The sequence below is a fragment of the Pseudomonas sp. JC1203 genome (assembly GCF_056175065.1).
Genome location: NZ_JBWCAM010000010.1, coordinates 39,662 through 57,188 on the forward strand (window position 1 = coordinate 39,662; position 17,527 = coordinate 57,188).

The following is a 17,527-nucleotide window of genomic DNA, read 5'->3' on the forward strand; positions in this document are numbered from 1 at the left end:
CTGCTACGGGTGTAACCGAGGCGCCTCGGCTACACCCTGCTTCACATCAGCGCGGCAGGACGGGCTGGCGCGAAGGCTTTTTCTTGCCCTTGCCGCCCTTGGCTGCGTCGTGGCGGGCCTTGGCGGCTTCCTTGGCGCGGGCTTCGGCGGCGGCCTTGGCCTGTTCGCGCTTGTCCCACGGCTTGGAGCCGTCGCTGCCACGCGGCGGCAGGCCGGTGTGCTGGGTAAGGATGCGGGTTTCCTTGGCCACCTTGTGGCTACCGGCCGGGGTCGAGTTCTTGCGACGGGCACTCTGGTAGGTATCGGTGGCCGGCTGGTGCAGCGGGATCAGCTGGTGCTTGCCCGGGCCGATCAAGTCGGCGCGGCCCATGCGTTCCAGCGCTTCACGCAGCATCGGCCAACCCTTCGGATCGTGGTAGCGCAGGAAGGCCTTGTGCAAGCGGCGCTGCTCTTCGCTCTTGACGATGGTGACCGGGTCGCTCTTGTAGGTGACCTTGCGCAGCGGGTTCTTGCCCGAGTGGTACATGGCGGTCGCCGACGCCATTGGCGAGGGGTAGAACGCCTGCACCTGGTCGGCGCGGAAACCGTTGCCTTTCAGCCACAGGGCCAGGTTCATCATGTCTTCGTCGGTGGTACCCGGGTGCGCGGCGATGAAGTACGGAATCAGGTACTGCTCTTTCCCGGCTTCCTTGGAGTACTTCTCGAACATGCGCTTGAACTTGTCGTACGAGCCGATACCCGGCTTCATCATCTGGTTCAGCGGGCCTTCTTCGGTGTGCTCCGGCGCAATCTTCAGGTAGCCGCCCACGTGGTGGGTCACCAGCTCTTTCACGTACTCCGGCGATTCCACCGCCAGGTCGTAGCGCAGGCCCGAGGCGATGAGGATCTTCTTCACCCCCGGCAAGGCACGGGCGCTGCGGTACAGCTGGATCAGCGAGGAGTGGTCGGTGTTCAGGTTCGGGCAGATGCCCGGGAACACGCACGACGGCTTGCGGCACGCGGATTCGATCTCCGGCGTCTTGCAGGCGATGCGGTACATGTTCGCGGTAGGGCCACCCAGGTCGGAGATGACGCCGGTGAAGCCGGGCACCTTGTCGCGGATCTCTTCGATTTCACGAATGATCGACTCTTCCGAGCGGTTCTGGATGATGCGGCCTTCGTGCTCGGTGATGGAGCAGAAGGTGCAGCCACCGAAGCAGCCACGCATGATGTTCACCGAGAAGCGAATCATGTCGTAGGCCGGGATTTTCTCCTTGCCGTACGCCGGGTGCGGAATACGTGCGTACGGCATGCCGAACACGTAGTCCATTTCCTCGGTGGTCATGGGAATGGGCGGTGGGTTGAACCACACGTCCACTTCGCCATGCTTCTGCACCAGCGCGCGGGCGTTGCCCGGGTTGGTTTCCAGGTGCAGCACGCGGTTGGCGTGGGCGTAGAGCACGGCGTCGCCGCGCACTTTCTCGTACGACGGCAGGCGGATGACGGTCTTGTCGCGGGTCATGCGCGGGCTGGCCAGGATCTGCACGACCTTGGCTTCGTTCGGGTCTTCGACCTCGCCCTTTTCCTGCTCGATGGCGCAGGCCTGGGTGTCCTGGGTATTCACGTACGGGTTGATGATCTTGTCGATCTTGCCCGGACGGTCGATACGGGTGGAGTCCACCTCGTACCAGCCCTGCGGCGTGTCACGGCGTACGAAGGCGGTGCCACGGATGTCGGTGATGTCTTCGATCTTCTGGCCGTACGACAGGCGCTGGGCCACTTCGACGATCGCGCGTTCGGCGTTGCCGTACAGCAGGATGTCGGCGCAGGCGTCGATCAGGATCGAATGGCGGACGCGGTCCTGCCAGTAGTCATAGTGGGCGATGCGGCGCAGCGAGGCCTCGATGCCTCCCAGCACGATCGGCACGTGCTTGTAGGCTTCCTTGCAGCGCTGGCTGTACACCAGGCTGGCGCGGTCGGGGCGCTTGCCCGCCATGCCGCCAGGGGTGTAGGCGTCGTCCGAACGGATTTTCTTGTCCGCGGTGTAGCGGTTGATCATGGAGTCCATGTTGCCGGCCGCGACGCCGAAGAACAGGTTCGGCTCGCCCAGTTTCATGAAGTCGTCTTTCGACGTCCAGTCCGGCTGGGCAATGATGCCCACGCGGAAGCCCTGGGCTTCCAGCAGGCGGCCGATGATGGCCATGCCGAACGACGGGTGGTCGACATAGGCATCACCGGTGACAATGATGATGTCGCAGGAATCCCAGCCAAGCTGATCCATCTCCTCCCTGCTCATGGGCAGGAATGGCGCTGGCCCGAAACACTCGGCCCAGTACTTTGGATAGTCGAATAACGGCTTGGCTGCTTGCATGTCGATGACCGTGTGGCTACATGTTGAAAAAACGCGGGCGCGGAATATAGCACAAATTTTGACCAATTCCGACGACCACTGTCGGAATTCAGCCCGCTCGATAAAAACCCCCGTAGCAGCTGCCGAAGGCGGCTGCTACATCCTGTGGGAGCTGGCTTGCCAGCGAGCTGTTGGGGCCATAAAAGCTCGCTGGCAAGCCAGCTCCCACAAGACCGGGGTTATTCGTCGTCGTCGAAGTTGTAACTGCCTGGCGCCAGGTTCTCGAAGCGCGTGTATTTGCCGATGAAGGCCAGGCGGATGAAGCCGATGGGGCCGTTACGCTGCTTGCCGATGATGATCTCGGCAATGCCCTTGTGCTCGGTTTCGGGGTGGTACACCTCGTCGCGGTACACGAACATGATTACGTCGGCGTCCTGCTCGATGGCTCCCGATTCCCGCAAGTCGGAGTTCACCGGGCGCTTGTTGGGGCGTTGTTCCAGGGAGCGGTTGAGCTGCGACAGCGCCACCACCGGGCAGTTGAATTCTTTCGCCAGGGCCTTCAACGAGCGGGAAATCTCCGAAATCTCGTTGGTACGGTTGTCGCCGCTGGAACCCGGAATCTGCATCAGCTGCAGGTAGTCGATCATGATCAGGCCGATGTCGCCATGCTCACGGACCAGGCGGCGCGTACGCGCACGCATTTCCGACGGGCTGATGCCGGCGGTATCGTCGATGAACAGCTTGCGGTCGTTGAGCAGGTTCACCGCCGACGTCAGGCGTGGCCAATCGTCGTCGTCCAGGCGGCCGGAACGCACCTTGGTCTGGTCGATGCGGCCCAGCGAGGAGAGCATACGCATCACCAGCGAATCACCTGGCATCTCCAGCGAGTAGACCAGCACGACCTTCTCGCTGCGCAGCACCGCGTTCTCCACCAGGTTCATGGCGAAGGTGGTCTTGCCCATCGACGGACGGCCGGCGACGATGATCAGGTCGGCCGGCTGCAGGCCGCTGGTCTTCTCGTCAAGGTCGGTGTAGCCGGTGGACAGGCCGGTAATGGCCTCGTCGGTGTTGAACAGCGTGTCGATGCGGTCGATGGCCTTGGTCAGCAGGTCGTTGACGCTGACCGGGCCGCCGGTTTTCGGCCGCGCCTCGGCGATCTGGAAGATCTGCCGTTCGGCCTCGTCGAGAATCTCGGCAGCGTTGCGGCCCTGGGGGTTGAAAGCGCTGTCGGCGATATCGGTGCTGATGCTGATCAGCTGGCGCAGGGTGGCGCGCTCGCGGACGATCTGGGCATAGGCCTTGATGTTGGCGACCGACGGCGTGTTCTTCGCCAGCTCGCCCAGGTAACCCAGGCCACCGACCTGGGTGCTCTGCCCTTCCTTGTCCAGTTGCTCGTGCAGGGTGACCACGTCGAACGGTGTGTTCTGGTCAGCCAGCTTGGCGATGGCACGGAAGATCAGGCGGTGGTCATGACGGTAGAAGTCGCCATCCGAAACTTGATCGAGCACGCGTTCCCAGGCGTTGTTGTCCAGCATCAGGCCACCGAGCACAGCCTGTTCGGCCTCGATGGAATGCGGCGGCACCTTGAGGGCAGCGGTTTGCAGATCGTATTGCTCGGGTGCGGATATCTCGTTCATGGCCACTTGAAATCAGGGGATACAGAAAGACAAAGGGCACGACCTGTAAGACAGGATCGTGCCCAATGTTACCGGCTGCCACCCGAGGGTGCCAGCCGATCGGTGTTACTTAAGCAGCTACAACAACAACGCGTACGGTAGCTTCTACGTCGCTGTGCAGGTGCACGGCAACGTCGTATTCGCCAACGTTACGGATGGTGCCGTTCGGCAGACGAACTTCAGCCTTGGCAACTTCAACGCCCGAGGCGGTCAGTGCGTCAGCGATGTCGTGGGTGCCGATCGAACCGAACAGCTTGCCTTCGTCACCGGCGGTGGCAGTGATGGTCACTTCCAGCTCAGCCAGTTGGGCAGCGCGAGTTTCAGCCGAAGCTTTCTTGTCTGCAGCCAGTTTTTCCAGCTCAGCACGACGCTCTTCGAACGCAGCCAGGTTGGCAGCGGTCGCAGCGGTAGCTTTACCGTAAGGCAGCAGGTAGTTACGGCCGTAACCAGCCTTAACGTTTACTTTGTCGCCCAGGTTGCCCAGGTTGGCGACTTTTTCCAGAAGGATCAGTTGCATGTGGAAATCCTCTAACTTTTAACCTTCACCGTTCGCATTGCCAGCGTCTTTCGACGCCAGACGTCCGCGAAAATCAATCAGGCTGTCGACAATGGCCAACACCACGAGCAACGGATAGATCAGCTGCATGAACACCAGCAGCGTCACGTACAACCCCACCAGCCAGAACCGCGCCAGGCGCTTTGCAGCGACCAGGGCGTGGATCAGGGCCAGGCCTGCGAACAGCAGCGGCACACTGCACAGCGGCGTGAGCATGGCCAGTTGAGTGCCGAAATTCGGCCCCACCAGCATGCACGCCAGCAGCAATAATGCCGGCCCCCGCGGGATACGCACGGCGCGAAATTCGCGACCGAACCCACCCGGGTTGTACAACAACGCTTGCCAGTACCGGCCCAACATCAGGCACAGCACGCTGACAATCTGCAACATGGCCGCTATCAGGCCGGTCAGGACCGGTGGCAGCAGTGCGCTCAGGCGCGCTCGCTCTTCTACCGACAATTGCTGGTAGAGATCACCGAGGGCCATGGGCAGGACCTTTGACAGTTCCTGCGCCATGCCTTCGATGTGAGGGCGGAAAACCGCGCCCAGCACCACTGCATACACCAACCCCAGGGCTATGCTGACCAGCAGCACACGGATCCAGGACTCACTCGAGCGCAGAACCTGCGCGAGGGTCGCCGAGCCCAGCAGCACCAGAAGTGCGCGGGGGTCGTGGTCGCTTCCCAGTAGCCACCACGCCAGAGCGGGCAGCAGGCCGAGGGCGAGGACACTTTTGGCATCCTGAAATCCGCGCCGCAGAAGCACCAGGCTTCCCGCGGCAGCACCCAACCAGAACAACAGCGGCATGACTGCCGATATGGCCACCACCAGGGTGGCCTGCATGCGTCCGCGCATGATGAAATCAGCTATGGCGCGCATGCATTCAATCCCTTGCTACTTGTCGACGACCCGGTCTCAGCGGCCGTGGCTGTCGGTGTAGGCCAGCAGGGCCAGGAAGCGGGCGCGCTTGATAGCGACGGCCAGCTGACGCTGATAACGAGCTTTGGTACCGGTGATACGGCTTGGAACGATTTTGCCGGTTTCGGATACGTAGGCTTTCAGAGTGTTGAGATCTTTGTAATCGATCTCTTTCACGTCTTCAGCGGTGAAGCGGCAGAATTTACGACGACGGAAGAAACGTGCCATGTAATTGGCTCCTCAAAAGGTCCGTGGATTACTCGTCAGCGTTATCGCTGGCGTCGCTGTTGTCGCTGTCATCGCCATCGGCGCTGTCAGCATGCTCAGGACGGTCACGACGCTCACGGCGCTCGCTGCGGTTTTCTTCGGCCTTGAGCATCTCGGACTGACCAGTTACGGCTTCGTCGCGACGGATGACCAGGTTACGGATCACGGCATCGTTGTAACGGAAGTTGTCTTCCAGCTCGGCCAGGGCCTTGCCAGTGCACTCAACGTTCAGCATCACGTAGTGAGCCTTGTGAACATTGTTGATTGCGTAGGCCAGTTGACGACGGCCCCAATCTTCCAGACGGTGGATTTTGCCGCCGTCTTCTTCGATCAGCTTGGTGTAACGCTCAACCATGCCGCCGACTTGCTCGCTCTGGTCAGGGTGGACCAGAAAGATGATTTCGTAATGACGCATGAATGCTCCTTACGGGTTGTAGCCTGCCGCCAGGGCGGTCAGACAAGGAGTGAATGACACTGTATGTCTTGCTCGCGGAAAAGGTGATGGCGATGAACTGCCCGCACCTGCCGTCGAGGCAAGGGGCGCAATTGTAGAGAAGGGAGTGGGGACAAGCAAGGGAATTGGCGAATATTTGAACAGCTGTGGGAGCTGGCTTGCCAGCGAGCTTTTCAGGGCCTCAAAAGCTCGCTGGCAAGCCAGCTCCCACATGGGGTTACATCATTTTTTCGAAGCAGCCTTCGTGTTGCGCTGACGGACGGCTTCGAACAGGCACACGCCCGTTGCCACCGACACGTTCAGGCTGCTGACGCTGCCGTGCATCGGCAGTTTCACCAGGTAGTCGCAATGCTCGCGGGTGAGGCGGCGCATGCCCTTGCCTTCGGCGCCCATCACCAGGATGGTGGGGCCGGTCATGTCGTGCTGGTACAACTCCTGCTCGGCTTCGCCGGCAGTGCCCACTACCCACAGGCCGCGCTGCTGGAGTTTTTCCAGAGTGCGCGCCAGGTTGGTGACGGCCACCAGCGGGATCACTTCGGCCGCACCGCAGGCGACTTTACGCACTGCAGGGGTCAGGGTGGCCGACTTGTCCTTCGGCACGATCACGGCCAGCACGCCAGCGGCGTCGGCGGTGCGCAGGCAGGCGCCGAGGTTGTGCGGGTCGGTCACGCCGTCCAGCACCAACAGCAGCGGCGCGCCTTCGGTACGGTCCAGCAGCTCGTCGAGCATGGCCTCGCCCCACACCTGGCTTGGGCTGACTTCAGCCACCACGCCCTGGTGCACGCCTTCAACCCAGGCGTCCATCTCGCGGCGCTCGGCCTGGCCCACCGACACACGGTTTTCCGCGGCCAGGGCAATCAGCGGCTGCACGCGCGGGTCGTTGCGGCTTTCCGCCAACCAGATCTGCTTGACCCGCTTGGGGTGGTGACGCAACAGGGCTTCCACGGCGTGCACGCCGTAGATTTTTTCCAACTGACTCATGGTTTCGCCTTCGGTTTACGGGCACCCGTCTTCGACGGGCCCTTGCGGTGCGTGGTGGGCTTGCTGGCGCCGGACTTGTCCGAACGCGCAGGCTTGCCCGCGCCGCCCTTGGCCTCGGCCAGCAGCGCTTTTTTCATTTCACGGCTTTTGCGCACATCGGCGTTGTTGGCCGCAGCATCCGACGCACGGTAGGCGCCAGCCGACTCCGACGACTTGGCCGGGCGCTTCGACGGCTTCGACAGCGGCGCTGCCGGGGCCGGTTTTTCGTAAGCGGGCTTGTCGTAGGATTTGGCGGCCGGCTTCTTGTCAGCCGACTTGCGCTCGGGCGCCTTCTTCGCTTCAGGCTTCTCGGCCTGGCGATTCTTGCGACCCACCGGTGCATTGGTGGTTTTTTCCGACATGCCGAAGTCGATCTTGCGCTCGTCGAGGTCGACGCGCATCACCTGCACTTCCACCGTGTCGCCCAGGCGGAAGCTGCGGCCCGTGCGCTCGCCCGCCAGGCGGTGGTGCACAGGGTCGAAGTGGTAATAGTCGCCCGGCAGCGCGGTGACGTGCACCAAGCCTTCGACGAAGATGTCGGTCAGCTCCACGAACAGGCCGAAGCCGGTCACGGCGGTGATCACGCCCGGGAAGGTCTCGCCCACGCGGTCTTTCATGAACTCGCACTTGAGCCAGTTCACCACGTCGCGGGTGGCCTCGTCGGCACGGCGCTCGCTCATCGAGCACTGCTCGCCCAACTGCTCCAGGGCCGGCTCGTCGTACGGGTAGATGCGCGCTTTCGGAATGGTCATGGCACCGGCACGCTTGACGTGCGGGGTGTCCATCTTCGAGCGGATCACACTGCGGATGGCGCGGTGGGTGAGCAGGTCCGGGTAGCGACGGATTGGCGAGGTGAAGTGGGTGTACGCCTCGTAATTCAGGCCGAAGTGGCCGTTGTTCTCGGCGCTGTACACCGCCTGGCTCAGGGAGCGCAGCATCACGGTCTGGATCACGTGGAAGTCCGGGCGGTCCTGGATTTTTTCCAGCAGCGCGCGGTAGTCCTTCGGCGACGGACCATCCTTGCCTTTGTTGATCGACAGGCCCAGTTCGCCGAGGAAGGCGCGCAGCTTTTCCAGACGCTCTGGCGGCGGACCGTCGTGAACGCGGTACAGGGCCGGAATTTCATGCTTCTGCAGGAACTCGGCGGTGGCCACGTTGGCGGCCAGCATGCACTCTTCGATCAGCTTGTGGGCGTCGTTGCGCACGGTCGGCTTGATTTCGGCGATCTTGCGCTCGGAACCGAAGACGATGCGGGTTTCCTGGGTCTCGAAGTCGATGGCGCCACGGGCATGGCGGGCACCCAGCAACACCTTGTACATGGCGTACAGCTGCTTGAGGTGCGGCAGCACATCGCCGTACTCGCCGCGCAGGGCCTTGGCCTCGCTGGTGCGCGAGTGCTCGAGCATGGTGCTGACCTTGTTGTAGGTCAGGCGCGCATGGGAGTGGATAACCGCTTCGTAGAACTGATAGTCGGTCATCTCGCCAGTCTTGGAGATGGTCATCTCGCAGACCATGGCCAGGCGGTCGACGTGCGGGTTCAGCGAGCACAGGCCGTTGGACAGTTCCTCGGGCAGCATCGGGATCACGCGCTCTGGGAAGTACACCGAGTTGCCGCGCACCTGGGCTTCTTCGTCCAGGGCCGAGCCCAGCTTGACGTAGCTGGACACGTCGGCGATGGCCACGTACAGCTTCCAGCCACCGTTGAACAGGCGCAGCTTGCTCTTGGCTTCGCAATAAACGGCGTCGTCGAAGTCGCGGGCGTCTTCGCCGTCGATGGTGACGAACGGCAGGTGGCGCAGGTCAACGCGGTTCTGCTTGTCCTTTTCCTCGACTTCCGGCTTCAGCTTTGCCGCTTCCTTCAGCACGGCCTGTGGCCACACGTGCGGGATGTCGTAGGTGCGCAGCGCGACGTCGATTTCCATGCCCGGCGCCATGTAGTTGCCGACCACTTCGATCACATCGCCCTGGGGCTGGAAGCGCGGGGTTGGCCAGTGGGTGATTTTCACCTCGACGAACTGGCCAATCTTGGCGCCGGCGTTGCGGCCCGGGGTAATCAGCACTTCCTGATTGACCTTGGGGTTGTCCGGGGTCACGAAGCCGATGCCGCCTTCTTCGAAGTAGCGCCCCACGATGGTCTCGTGACCACGGGACACCACTTCGACGATGACGCCTTCGCGACGGCCGCGACGGTCCAGGCCGGAAACACGGGCCAGGGCGCGGTCGCCATCGAACACAAGGCGCATTTGCGCCGGGCTCATGAACAGGTCGTCGGAGCCGTCATCGGGGATCAGGAAACCGAAACCGTCGCGGTGGCCGCTGATGCGACCGGCGATCAGGTCCAGTTTATCCACAGGGGCATAGGTGCCGCGGCGGGTGTAGATCAGTTGCGCATCGCGCTCCATGGCGCGCAGGCGGCGGCGCAGGGCCTCGAGCTGGTCCTCGGTGGTCAGACCGAACTCCTCCACCAGCTGCTCGCGGCTGGCGGGTGAGCCGCGCTCGTCGAGGTGCTGGAGGATCAGCTCACGGCTGGGAATAGGGTTTTCGTATTTTTCCGCTTCACGAGCGGCCTCGGGATCGAGGGACTGCCAATCGGCCATTAGAGAAATTTCACCTTGTCTATATAAGGGTTAGTTTGGCATACGCGTATTGAAACGGGAAATTTCACGGTTTGACAGCCCCGCATTGCCGCATCTTCCAGTAAAAAAAGCACCGTGTGGAAGAAACCTGGAAAAAACCTAAACTTTTTTCACAACAGGGGTTTACAGATCAAAAGACTGCCCGTATAGTGCGCGCCATCGACAACGCAACTGCGCTGAAGATGATGCCCAGATGGTGAAATTGGTAGACACGCCAGCTTCAGGTGCTGGTGACCTTACGGTCGTGGAAGTTCGAGTCTTCTTCTGGGCACCAATTTCTGGCTTGAGATTACAACATCTTGAGCCACTCACAAGAACCCGCGAAAGCGGGTTTTTGCGTTTCTGGGGTCTGAAAAGATTCTTTGAGAAATTTTTGAAAAAAAGTGTTCCTGGGGGTTTACAGGTATTGGAACCCTCCGTATAGTGCGCACCACAACGACGGACAACGTCGAAGTAGCTGCCCAGATGGTGAAATTGGTAGACACGCCAGCTTCAGGTGCTGGTGACCTTACGGTCGTGGAAGTTCGAGTCTTCTTCTGGGCACCAATTCAGATTCACAGATCAACGATCTTTGAATCATCTCAAAAACCCGCGAAAGCGGGTTTTTGCGTTTCTGCCCTCCAAAAAACCAATCCCCCGGACGCGGCCTGCGGCCGCTGCTACGGGGGATTGGTGTCAGGCCTTGAATTGGCCGATGCTGGCACGCAACTGCGCAGCCAAGCCATCCAGCACTTTGCTGCTGGCCGTGGTGTCGGCCACCACCTTCGCCGCGCGCTGGGCCTGGGCGTGAATATTCTCCACCCTGCCCTTCACCGCCTGCGCCCCATCGGCCTGCTGCCCTGCCGCACGCGTGGCCAGGTCGATAGCGGTATGCACCTGTTCCACCGACGCCTGCACGCTTTGCTGCAACCGCGCGCTGTCACGCAGCACCAGCAACCCTTCGCTGGCCTGGCGCCCGGCCTGGCTGATGGCCGCCACCGCTTCACGCGCACCCGACTGCAGCGCGGCAATGTGTGCCTGAATATCCCCGGTAGAGCTTTGCGTCTTGCTGGCCAGCGCCCGCACCTCATCGGCCACCACGGCAAAACCGCGGCCGGTCTCGCCCGCCCGCGCCGCCTCGATGGCCGCATTCAACGCCAGCAGGTTGGTTTGCTCGGCAATGCTCTGGATCACGCTGAGCACCACTTCGATCTGCTGGCTCTGATCGGCCAGCCGTTCGATCACCCGGGAGCCGCTCTGCACCTGCCCGGCCAGCGCTTCGATCAGGCCACCCACTTGTGCCGAGGCCTGGGTATTGGCATCGGTGGCGCTGCGAATCTCCGCTACCTGCTGCAGCGCCGACTGCATGGCACGGCTTTCAGCCTGCGCCTCGTCAGCCATGGCCGAGAGGGCATGCAGGCTGGCGGCCACTTCATCGCTTTGCAGCTGGGCGGCGGCATCGGCGCCAGCGTTGCGGCGCGCCATCACGTCGATCTCCTGCCCGGTACGCTGGGCCACGTCGCCGGCTTCGCGAACGATGGGTTGCAGCTTGTCGACGAAGCGGTTCACCGCGGCCGCCATGTCGCCAATTTCGTCATTGCTGTTGAGCTGCACGCGACGGGTCAGGTCGCCCTCCCCCGCGGCCAGGTCATTGAGCGCGGCAATCAGCAGGCGCAACTTGCTGACCACCCGTCGGCCGAGCACCACCGCCACTAGCAGCAACAGGCCCAGGCCCACCAGCGCCAAGGCCATGCCGATGCGCCAGCGCAGGGTGGCCGCCGCTTCCTGCACGCTATGGGCAGCGTTGCCCTGCATGGCCGCGGCACTGCCCTGCGCCGCCTCCAGGCGCGCCCTCAGCGCCTTGGAGCTGTCTGCCGAGGCGCCCAGCAGGCTGTCACCCACCAATTGGTCGCCGCTGGCGATCAGGGCGGCGAAACGCTTGTCCAGCGCACCCAACTCGGCCTCGACATTGGCGGTGGAAACACCCATGCGCACCTTGCCGATTTCCACACCATTGGGGTTGATGGACGCTTCCACGTAATACACCAACGGGTCGTTCTTCGCGGCATCCAGCACCTTGTCCAGCGGCCGCTCACCGGCGCCCTTGGCCAAAAGGGCCTGGTTGATAGGGTTTTCGCGGTTCAGGTAGCGGGTCAGGTGCTCGCCCTGGGCATCGTCGTAAATCACGAACAGCACGTTGGGGTTGCGCTGGGCCTGGCGGGCGAACTCCGACAGGGTGGGCACGTCATTGTCCCAGATGGCCCGCGGCGCTACCGAGGCCAGCAGTTGGGCCATGGCGTTAGCCGAGTCCTTGAGGTCCTGCTCCAGGGTAGTGCGGATCTGCCCCTGCTCTTCTTCAAGCCGCGAGGACAGGCCGGCGCTCAGGCGCTGGCGGGTGCTGGCCGAGAGGCCGTCCAGGCCTGCGCTGACTTCCTTGCCTGCCTGGTCGAGCTGGTCGGTAAGTTGATGGGTATCGGCCTGCAGGCGCAGGCCCAAATCGGTTTCCAGCGCGCCCACGGTGCTCCGGGTCAGCGCAACGGCTACCAGCACCTGCACCAAAAGGGCAACGCCCAGGGTGATGAACACGGGCCGCAGCAAACGACTGCGCAAAAGAGAAAGTACGGCCGACACGGGTGATTCCTCTTGTTTTCGGGTAGCTATCAAAATGATGGCACCGACAGGAAATCATCACAGCAATCGCCATGCCGCACAGCAGGCAGAAACGACAAAGGGCCCCATAAGGGCCCTTTGTGTATTACCTCAACGCTTCTTAGGCGAACGGGTGACGCAGCACGATGGTCTCGTTGCGGTCCGGGCCGGTGGAAACGATGTCGATCGGCGCGCCGACCAGCTCTTCGATGCGCTTGATGTACGCACGGGCAGCTTCAGGCAGCTCTTCCAGGGACTTGGCGCCCAGGGTCGATTCGCTCCAGCCTGGCATCTGCTCGTACACCGGCTCCAGGCCGATGTAGCTGTCGGCGTCGGTCGGGGCGTCGATGACGGCGCCGTCGGCGTTCTTGTAGCCCACGCAGATGTTGATGGTTTCCAGGCCGTCCAGCACGTCCAGCTTGGTCAGGCAGATGCCCGAGATGCTGTTGACGTCGATGGCACGGCGCAGGATGACGGCGTCGAACCAGCCGCAACGACGGGCACGGCCGGTGGTGGCGCCGAACTCGTGGCCGCGCTTGGCCAGGAAGGCACCCACGTCATCGAACAGTTCGGTAGGGAACGGGCCCGAGCCAACGCGAGTGGTGTAGGCCTTGGTGATGCCCAGGATGTAGTCCAGGTACATCGGACCAACGCCCGAACCGGTAGCGATGCCGCCAGCCGTGGTGTTGGAGCTGGTGACGTACGGGTAGGTACCGTGGTCGATGTCCAGCAGCGAACCCTGGGCACCTTCGAACATGATGTCCTTGCCGGCGCGGCGCAGGGCGTGCAGTTCGGCGGTGACGTCGAGCATCATCGGCTTCAGCAGCTCGGCGTATTCCATGCACTCGTCCAGGGTCTTCTGGAAGTCGATGGCCGGCTCTTTGTAGTAATTCACCAGGACGAAGTTGTGGTAGTCCAGCAACTCGCCCAGCTTGGCGGCGAAACGCTCGCGGTGGAACAGGTCACCGATGCGCAGGCCGCGGCGTGCAACCTTGTCTTCGTAGGCCGGGCCGATGCCGCGACCGGTAGTACCGATCTTCAGCTCGCCACGGGCCTTCTCGCGAGCCTGGTCCAGGGCCACGTGGTAGGACAGGATCAGCGGGCAGGATGGGCTGATGCGCAGGCGCTCGCGCACCGGTACGCCCTTCTCTTCCAGCTTGACGATTTCACGCAGCAGGGCGTCGGGTGCTACCACCACGCCGTTGCCGATCAGGCACTGCACGCCTTCGCGCAGCACGCCCGACGGAATCAGGTGCAGGACGGTTTTCTCACCGTCGATCACCAGGGTGTGGCCAGCGTTGTGGCCACCTTGGTAGCGCACTACGGCGGCTGCATGTTCGGTCAGCAGATCAACGATCTTGCCTTTGCCCTCATCACCCCACTGGGTGCCCAGGACTACGACATTCTTACCCATGACACTTGTCCTCATTCGCGCAAACTTGGTGCCGGCGTTGGCCGGCAGGAAAACTCAAGAAGCCAGCGGCAGTACTTGCCACAGCCCGTTCTGCTGAATCAATTGGCGGTCGCAATCGGCCTCGACGGCCGCGCTCAACGCCTGCCCAGGCAGCGCCTGGACCACACGCTGGCCTTCACGACGCAGCTGGCAGACCTGCTGCCAGAGTGCCGCATCGGTGCTGTCTGGCATCCAGATGCCACCGCTGGGCAGTTCCACTTCGGCGCGACCCAGGGTAACCAGGGTCTTGAGGTCGGTGGAGAACCCCGTTGCCGGACGCGCACGACCGAAGTCGGCGCCGATATCGTCATAGCGACCGCCCTGGGCGATCGACTGGCCGACACCCGGGACGAACACCGCGAATACCACACCGGTGTGGTAGTGGTAGCCGCGCAGCTCGCCCAGGTCGAAATACAGGGGCAGCTCGGGGAAACGCGCAGCCAGGCGCTCGGCGATGGCTTGCAGGTCATCCAGGGCCGCGATCACCGGGGCCGGGGCGTTGGCCAGGCGCACGCGCGCCTCGGCGAACACTTCCGAACCGCCGCACAGCTCGACCAGGGCGCGCAGCATGGCCGCCAGGTCCGCCGGCAGCCCTTCGGTCAGGGCGATGACTTCGTCGATGGCCTTGCGCTGCAGGGCATCGAACAGCTGTTGCTCGACGCTGCCCGACAGGCCGGCGGCGCGCGCCAGGCCACGGTAGATGCCCACGTGACCGAGGTCCATGTGCACATCCGGCACGTCCGCCAGTTGAAGCATAGCCAGCATCAGGCTGATTACTTCGACATCGCTGCTCGGGCTTGCATCGCCGTACAGCTCGGCACCCAGCTGGATGGGGCTGCGCGACGACGACAGGGCCCGCGGCTGGGCGTGCAGCACGCTGCCGGCGTAGCACAGGCGGCTCGGGCCTTCACGGCGCAGGGTGTGGGCGTCGATGCGCGCAACCTGCGGGGTGATGTCGGCACGGAAGCCCATCTGACGCCCGGATTGCGGGTCGACAACCTTGAAGGTGCGCAGATCCAGGTCCTGGCCCGCGCCGGTCAGCAGCGACTCCAGGTACTCGATATGCGGGGTGACGACGAACTCGTAGCCCCAGCTCTGGAACAGATCCAACACCTGGCGACGCGCTACTTCGATGCGCGCCGCTTCCGGCGGCAGTACTTCTTCGATGCCATCTGGCAGCAGCCAGCGGTCTACCGTTGCCATTACGCCTTTCCCCTATGATCCGGGCGGCACGCGTTCTTGCGAGCCTTGAGTGAAGCAGGCAACGGCGAGGCAACGTGCAGCGGTTTCTATACCGCCCTGCCTGCTTGAGCCATTGCCCTCGATTACGTTGGAAAACAGTCTGAAACACTTTGCAAAAGACTGGCACGAAGGGCCAATCGATCTTGCAGACGCAAAAAAGCCGGGAATTTCCCGGCTGCCGCATCATAACACGTTTTCGGATTTGGTCACCCCGCCGGGCGATTTGACTGCCCGGCGGGTGCCCTTTTCCTAGCAGGCCTGGGTCAAGGCTTGTACTTCTCCATGTAACGGAAGAAGTCGCTGCTTGGGTCCAGCACCAGCACATCGCTCTTGTTCGAGAAGCTCTGGCGGTAGGCCTGCAGGCTGCGGTAGAAGGAGTAGAACTCCTGGTCCTGACCGTAGGCCTTGGCGTAGATGGCGGCCGCCTGGGCATCGCCGTCACCGCGCGCTTCCTCGGACTCGCGATAGGCTTCGGCCAGCAACACGCGGCGTTGACGGTCGGCGTCGGCGCGGATGCCTTCAGCCAGCTCGTTACCCTTCGCGCGGTGCTCGCGGGCTTCACGCTCGCGCTCGGTGCTCATGCGGTCGAAGACGCTCTTGTTCACTTCCTTCGGCAGGTCGATGGCCTTCACCCGCACGTCGATGACTTCGATGCCCAACTCGTCGTTGGCCATCTTGTTCAGCGACTCGGTAATGCCGGCCATCAACTCGTCACGCTGGCCCGACACCACTTCGTGCAGGGTGCGCTTGCCGAACTGGTCACGCAGGCCCGATTCCAGGCGGCGGGACAGGCGGTCGTCGGCGATCTGCTTGAGACCCGAGGTAGCGGTGTAGAAGCGCTCGGCGTCCTTCACGCGCCACTTGGCGTACGCGTCGACCATCACCGCCTTCTTCTCCAGGGTCAGGAACCGCTGGGTAGGGGCGTCGAGGGTCATCAGGCGTGCGTCGAACTTGCGCACCTGGTTCACGTACGGCACTTTCACGTGCAGGCCGGGGGCTACATCGGCCTGTACCACGCGGCCGAAGCGCAGCAGCACCGCACGCTCGGTCTGGGACACGATGTAGAAGCTGTTCCACGCCACGATGGCCAGTACCACGCCAACGATCAGGGCGATCAGTGATTTATTGCCCATCAGCGACTCTCCCTGGAACGCAGTTCACGTTGTTGCTGTTGCAGATCGGCCGCCGCACGCGCACCTGCCGCGTCGGTCACCGACGGCATCACGCTGCCCGACGCCACTGGCGCTGGGCCATGGCTGGCATTGACCATCTTGTCCAGCGGCAGGTAGATCAGGTTGTTACCCCCTTTCTCGCTGCTCACCAGCACCTTGCTGGTGTTGCTGTAGACGTCCTGCATGGTTTCCAGGTACAGGCGCTGACGGGTGACTTCCGGTGCCTTGCGGTACTCGGTCACCAGCTTGGTGAAGCGGTCGGCCTCACCCTTGGCGCGCGACACCACTTCATCGCGGTAGCCGTTGGCGTCCTCGATGATGCGCTGCGCCTGGCCACGGGCCTCGGGCACCACGCCGTTGGCGTAGGTCTCGGCCTGGTTGCGCGAACGCTGCTCATCTTCACGGGCACGGATCACGTCGTCGAAGGCTTCCTGGACTTCACGCGGCGCGGCCGCGCTCTGCACGTTGACCTGGGTAATCGTGATACCGGTCTTGTACGTGTCCATGAAGCTTTGCAGGCGCTTCTTGATCTCGCTGGCCATCAGCTCGCGGCCCTCGGTCAGCACCTGGTCCATGGTGGTGGAACCCACCACGTGGCGCAGGGCGCTGTCGGTGGCATGCTGCAGGCTGACTTCCGGCTGGTCGACGTTGAGCACGAAGTCCTGCAGGTTGCTGATGCGGTATTGCACGGTCAGCGGCACCTCGACGATGTTCTCGTCTTCGGTGAGCATCTGGCCCTGCTTGGTGTACGTACGCTCGCGCGTCACGTTTTCCAGGTACTTCCTGTCGATAGGCGGGAAGTAGATGTTCAGGCCCGAACCTACCGTTTCGTAGTACTTGCCGAAGCGCAGCACGACCGCCTGCTCCTGCTCGTCCACCACGTAGATGGCGCTGTACAGCCAGATAGCTGCCAGCACGACCAGCCCGATCCCGAGCAGGCCGAAGCCACCACCCCTGGACGAACCGCCGCCATCACCCGTGCGTTTTTTTCCACCACCGAACAAACCGTTCAGGCTTTCCTGCAGCTTTCGGAAGGCTTCGTCGAGATCCGGTGGCCCCTTGCGGTCGCCCCCACGGCGCTTACCACCCCAAGGATCCTGATTGTTCGAGTTGCCACCCGGCTCATTCCAAGCCATAGCGCTCTCCATCTGATAAAGCAAAGACGCACCCACGGCG

13 protein-coding genes, 2 tRNA genes and 1 pseudogene are annotated in these 17,527 nt (G+C 62.8%); 2 read left to right on the forward strand and 14 right to left on the reverse strand.

Going from position 1 to position 17,527, the window contains the following annotated elements; genetic code table 11:
• Positions 1 to 46: 46 nt before the first annotated feature.
• The 8 genes from AC0SZ7_RS16270 to rnr all read right to left on the reverse strand — a co-directional run bounded on the left by AC0SZ7_RS16270 (position 47) and on the right by rnr (position 9,817).
• On the reverse strand, positions 47 to 2,350 hold the full coding sequence (locus AC0SZ7_RS16270) for a YgiQ family radical SAM protein (RefSeq protein ID WP_475505342.1): 2,304 nt from the start codon (positions 2,348 to 2,350) through the stop codon (positions 47 to 49).
• 218 nt (positions 2,351 to 2,568) lie between these two features.
• Complete coding sequence (gene dnaB / locus AC0SZ7_RS16275; protein WP_475505343.1) at positions 2,569 to 3,966, reverse strand: replicative DNA helicase; 1,398 nt, start codon at positions 3,964 to 3,966, stop codon at positions 2,569 to 2,571.
• A gap of 109 nt (positions 3,967 to 4,075) precedes the next feature.
• Entirely contained in the window at positions 4,076 to 4,522 is a 447-nt protein-coding gene (gene rplI, locus AC0SZ7_RS16280) for a 50S ribosomal protein L9 (RefSeq protein WP_008368578.1), read from the reverse strand.
• Between the two features lie 18 nt (positions 4,523 to 4,540).
• The gene (locus tag AC0SZ7_RS16285; RefSeq protein WP_475505344.1) at positions 4,541 to 5,440 is read right to left on the reverse strand and encodes a hypothetical protein; all 900 of its coding nucleotides are present in this window, start codon (positions 5,438 to 5,440) and stop codon (positions 4,541 to 4,543) included.
• A 36-nt stretch (positions 5,441 to 5,476) separates the two neighbouring features.
• Positions 5,477 to 5,707 (reverse strand): 30S ribosomal protein S18, encoded by a 231-nt coding sequence (gene rpsR, locus AC0SZ7_RS16290; protein ID WP_008368574.1) that lies wholly within the window; start codon positions 5,705 to 5,707, stop codon positions 5,477 to 5,479.
• A gap of 28 nt (positions 5,708 to 5,735) precedes the next feature.
• A complete protein-coding gene (gene rpsF, locus AC0SZ7_RS16295) occupies positions 5,736 to 6,161 on the reverse strand; it encodes a 30S ribosomal protein S6 (protein ID WP_027979704.1) in 426 nt (141 codons plus the stop codon).
• Between the two features lie 261 nt (positions 6,162 to 6,422).
• Positions 6,423 to 7,181, reverse strand: coding sequence for a 23S rRNA (guanosine(2251)-2'-O)-methyltransferase RlmB (gene rlmB / locus AC0SZ7_RS16300; protein WP_475505345.1), 759 nt, complete (start codon positions 7,179 to 7,181; stop codon positions 6,423 to 6,425).
• A complete protein-coding gene (rnr, locus tag AC0SZ7_RS16305) occupies positions 7,178 to 9,817 on the reverse strand; it encodes a ribonuclease R (protein ID WP_475505346.1) in 2,640 nt (879 codons plus the stop codon). The genes rlmB and rnr overlap by 4 nt, the downstream gene beginning before the upstream one ends.
• A 226-nt stretch (positions 9,818 to 10,043) precedes the next feature.
• Here rnr and AC0SZ7_RS16310 point away from each other — a divergent pair.
• Positions 10,044 to 10,130, forward strand: a tRNA-Leu gene (locus AC0SZ7_RS16310).
• Between the two features lie 185 nt (positions 10,131 to 10,315).
• Positions 10,316 to 10,402 (forward strand) — tRNA-Leu (locus tag AC0SZ7_RS16315).
• A gap of 129 nt (positions 10,403 to 10,531) precedes the next feature.
• Here AC0SZ7_RS16315 and AC0SZ7_RS16320 read toward each other — a convergent pair.
• The 6 genes and pseudogenes from AC0SZ7_RS16320 to hflK all read right to left on the reverse strand — a co-directional run bounded on the left by AC0SZ7_RS16320 (position 10,532) and on the right by hflK (position 17,487).
• The gene (locus AC0SZ7_RS16320) at positions 10,532 to 11,416 is read right to left on the reverse strand and encodes a methyl-accepting chemotaxis protein (RefSeq protein WP_475505483.1); all 885 of its coding nucleotides are present in this window, start codon (positions 11,414 to 11,416) and stop codon (positions 10,532 to 10,534) included.
• 21 nt (positions 11,417 to 11,437) lie between these two features.
• Positions 11,438 to 12,130, reverse strand: a pseudogene (locus tag AC0SZ7_RS16325) (methyl-accepting chemotaxis protein); the annotation flags it as partial.
• A gap of 475 nt (positions 12,131 to 12,605) precedes the next feature.
• Entirely contained in the window at positions 12,606 to 13,898 is a 1,293-nt protein-coding gene (locus tag AC0SZ7_RS16330; RefSeq protein WP_455924679.1) for an adenylosuccinate synthase, read from the reverse strand.
• A gap of 54 nt (positions 13,899 to 13,952) precedes the next feature.
• Positions 13,953 to 15,140, reverse strand: coding sequence for an ATP phosphoribosyltransferase regulatory subunit (locus tag AC0SZ7_RS16335; protein WP_416422160.1), 1,188 nt, complete (start codon positions 15,138 to 15,140; stop codon positions 13,953 to 13,955).
• Positions 15,141 to 15,442: 302 nt separating this feature from the next.
• Complete coding sequence (gene hflC, locus AC0SZ7_RS16340; protein WP_475505347.1) at positions 15,443 to 16,312, reverse strand: protease modulator HflC; 870 nt, start codon at positions 16,310 to 16,312, stop codon at positions 15,443 to 15,445.
• A complete protein-coding gene (hflK, locus tag AC0SZ7_RS16345; RefSeq protein WP_475505348.1) occupies positions 16,312 to 17,487 on the reverse strand; it encodes an FtsH protease activity modulator HflK in 1,176 nt (391 codons plus the stop codon). Before hflK ends, hflC begins: the two co-directional genes overlap by 1 nt.
• Positions 17,488 to 17,527: the final 40 nt, after the last annotated feature.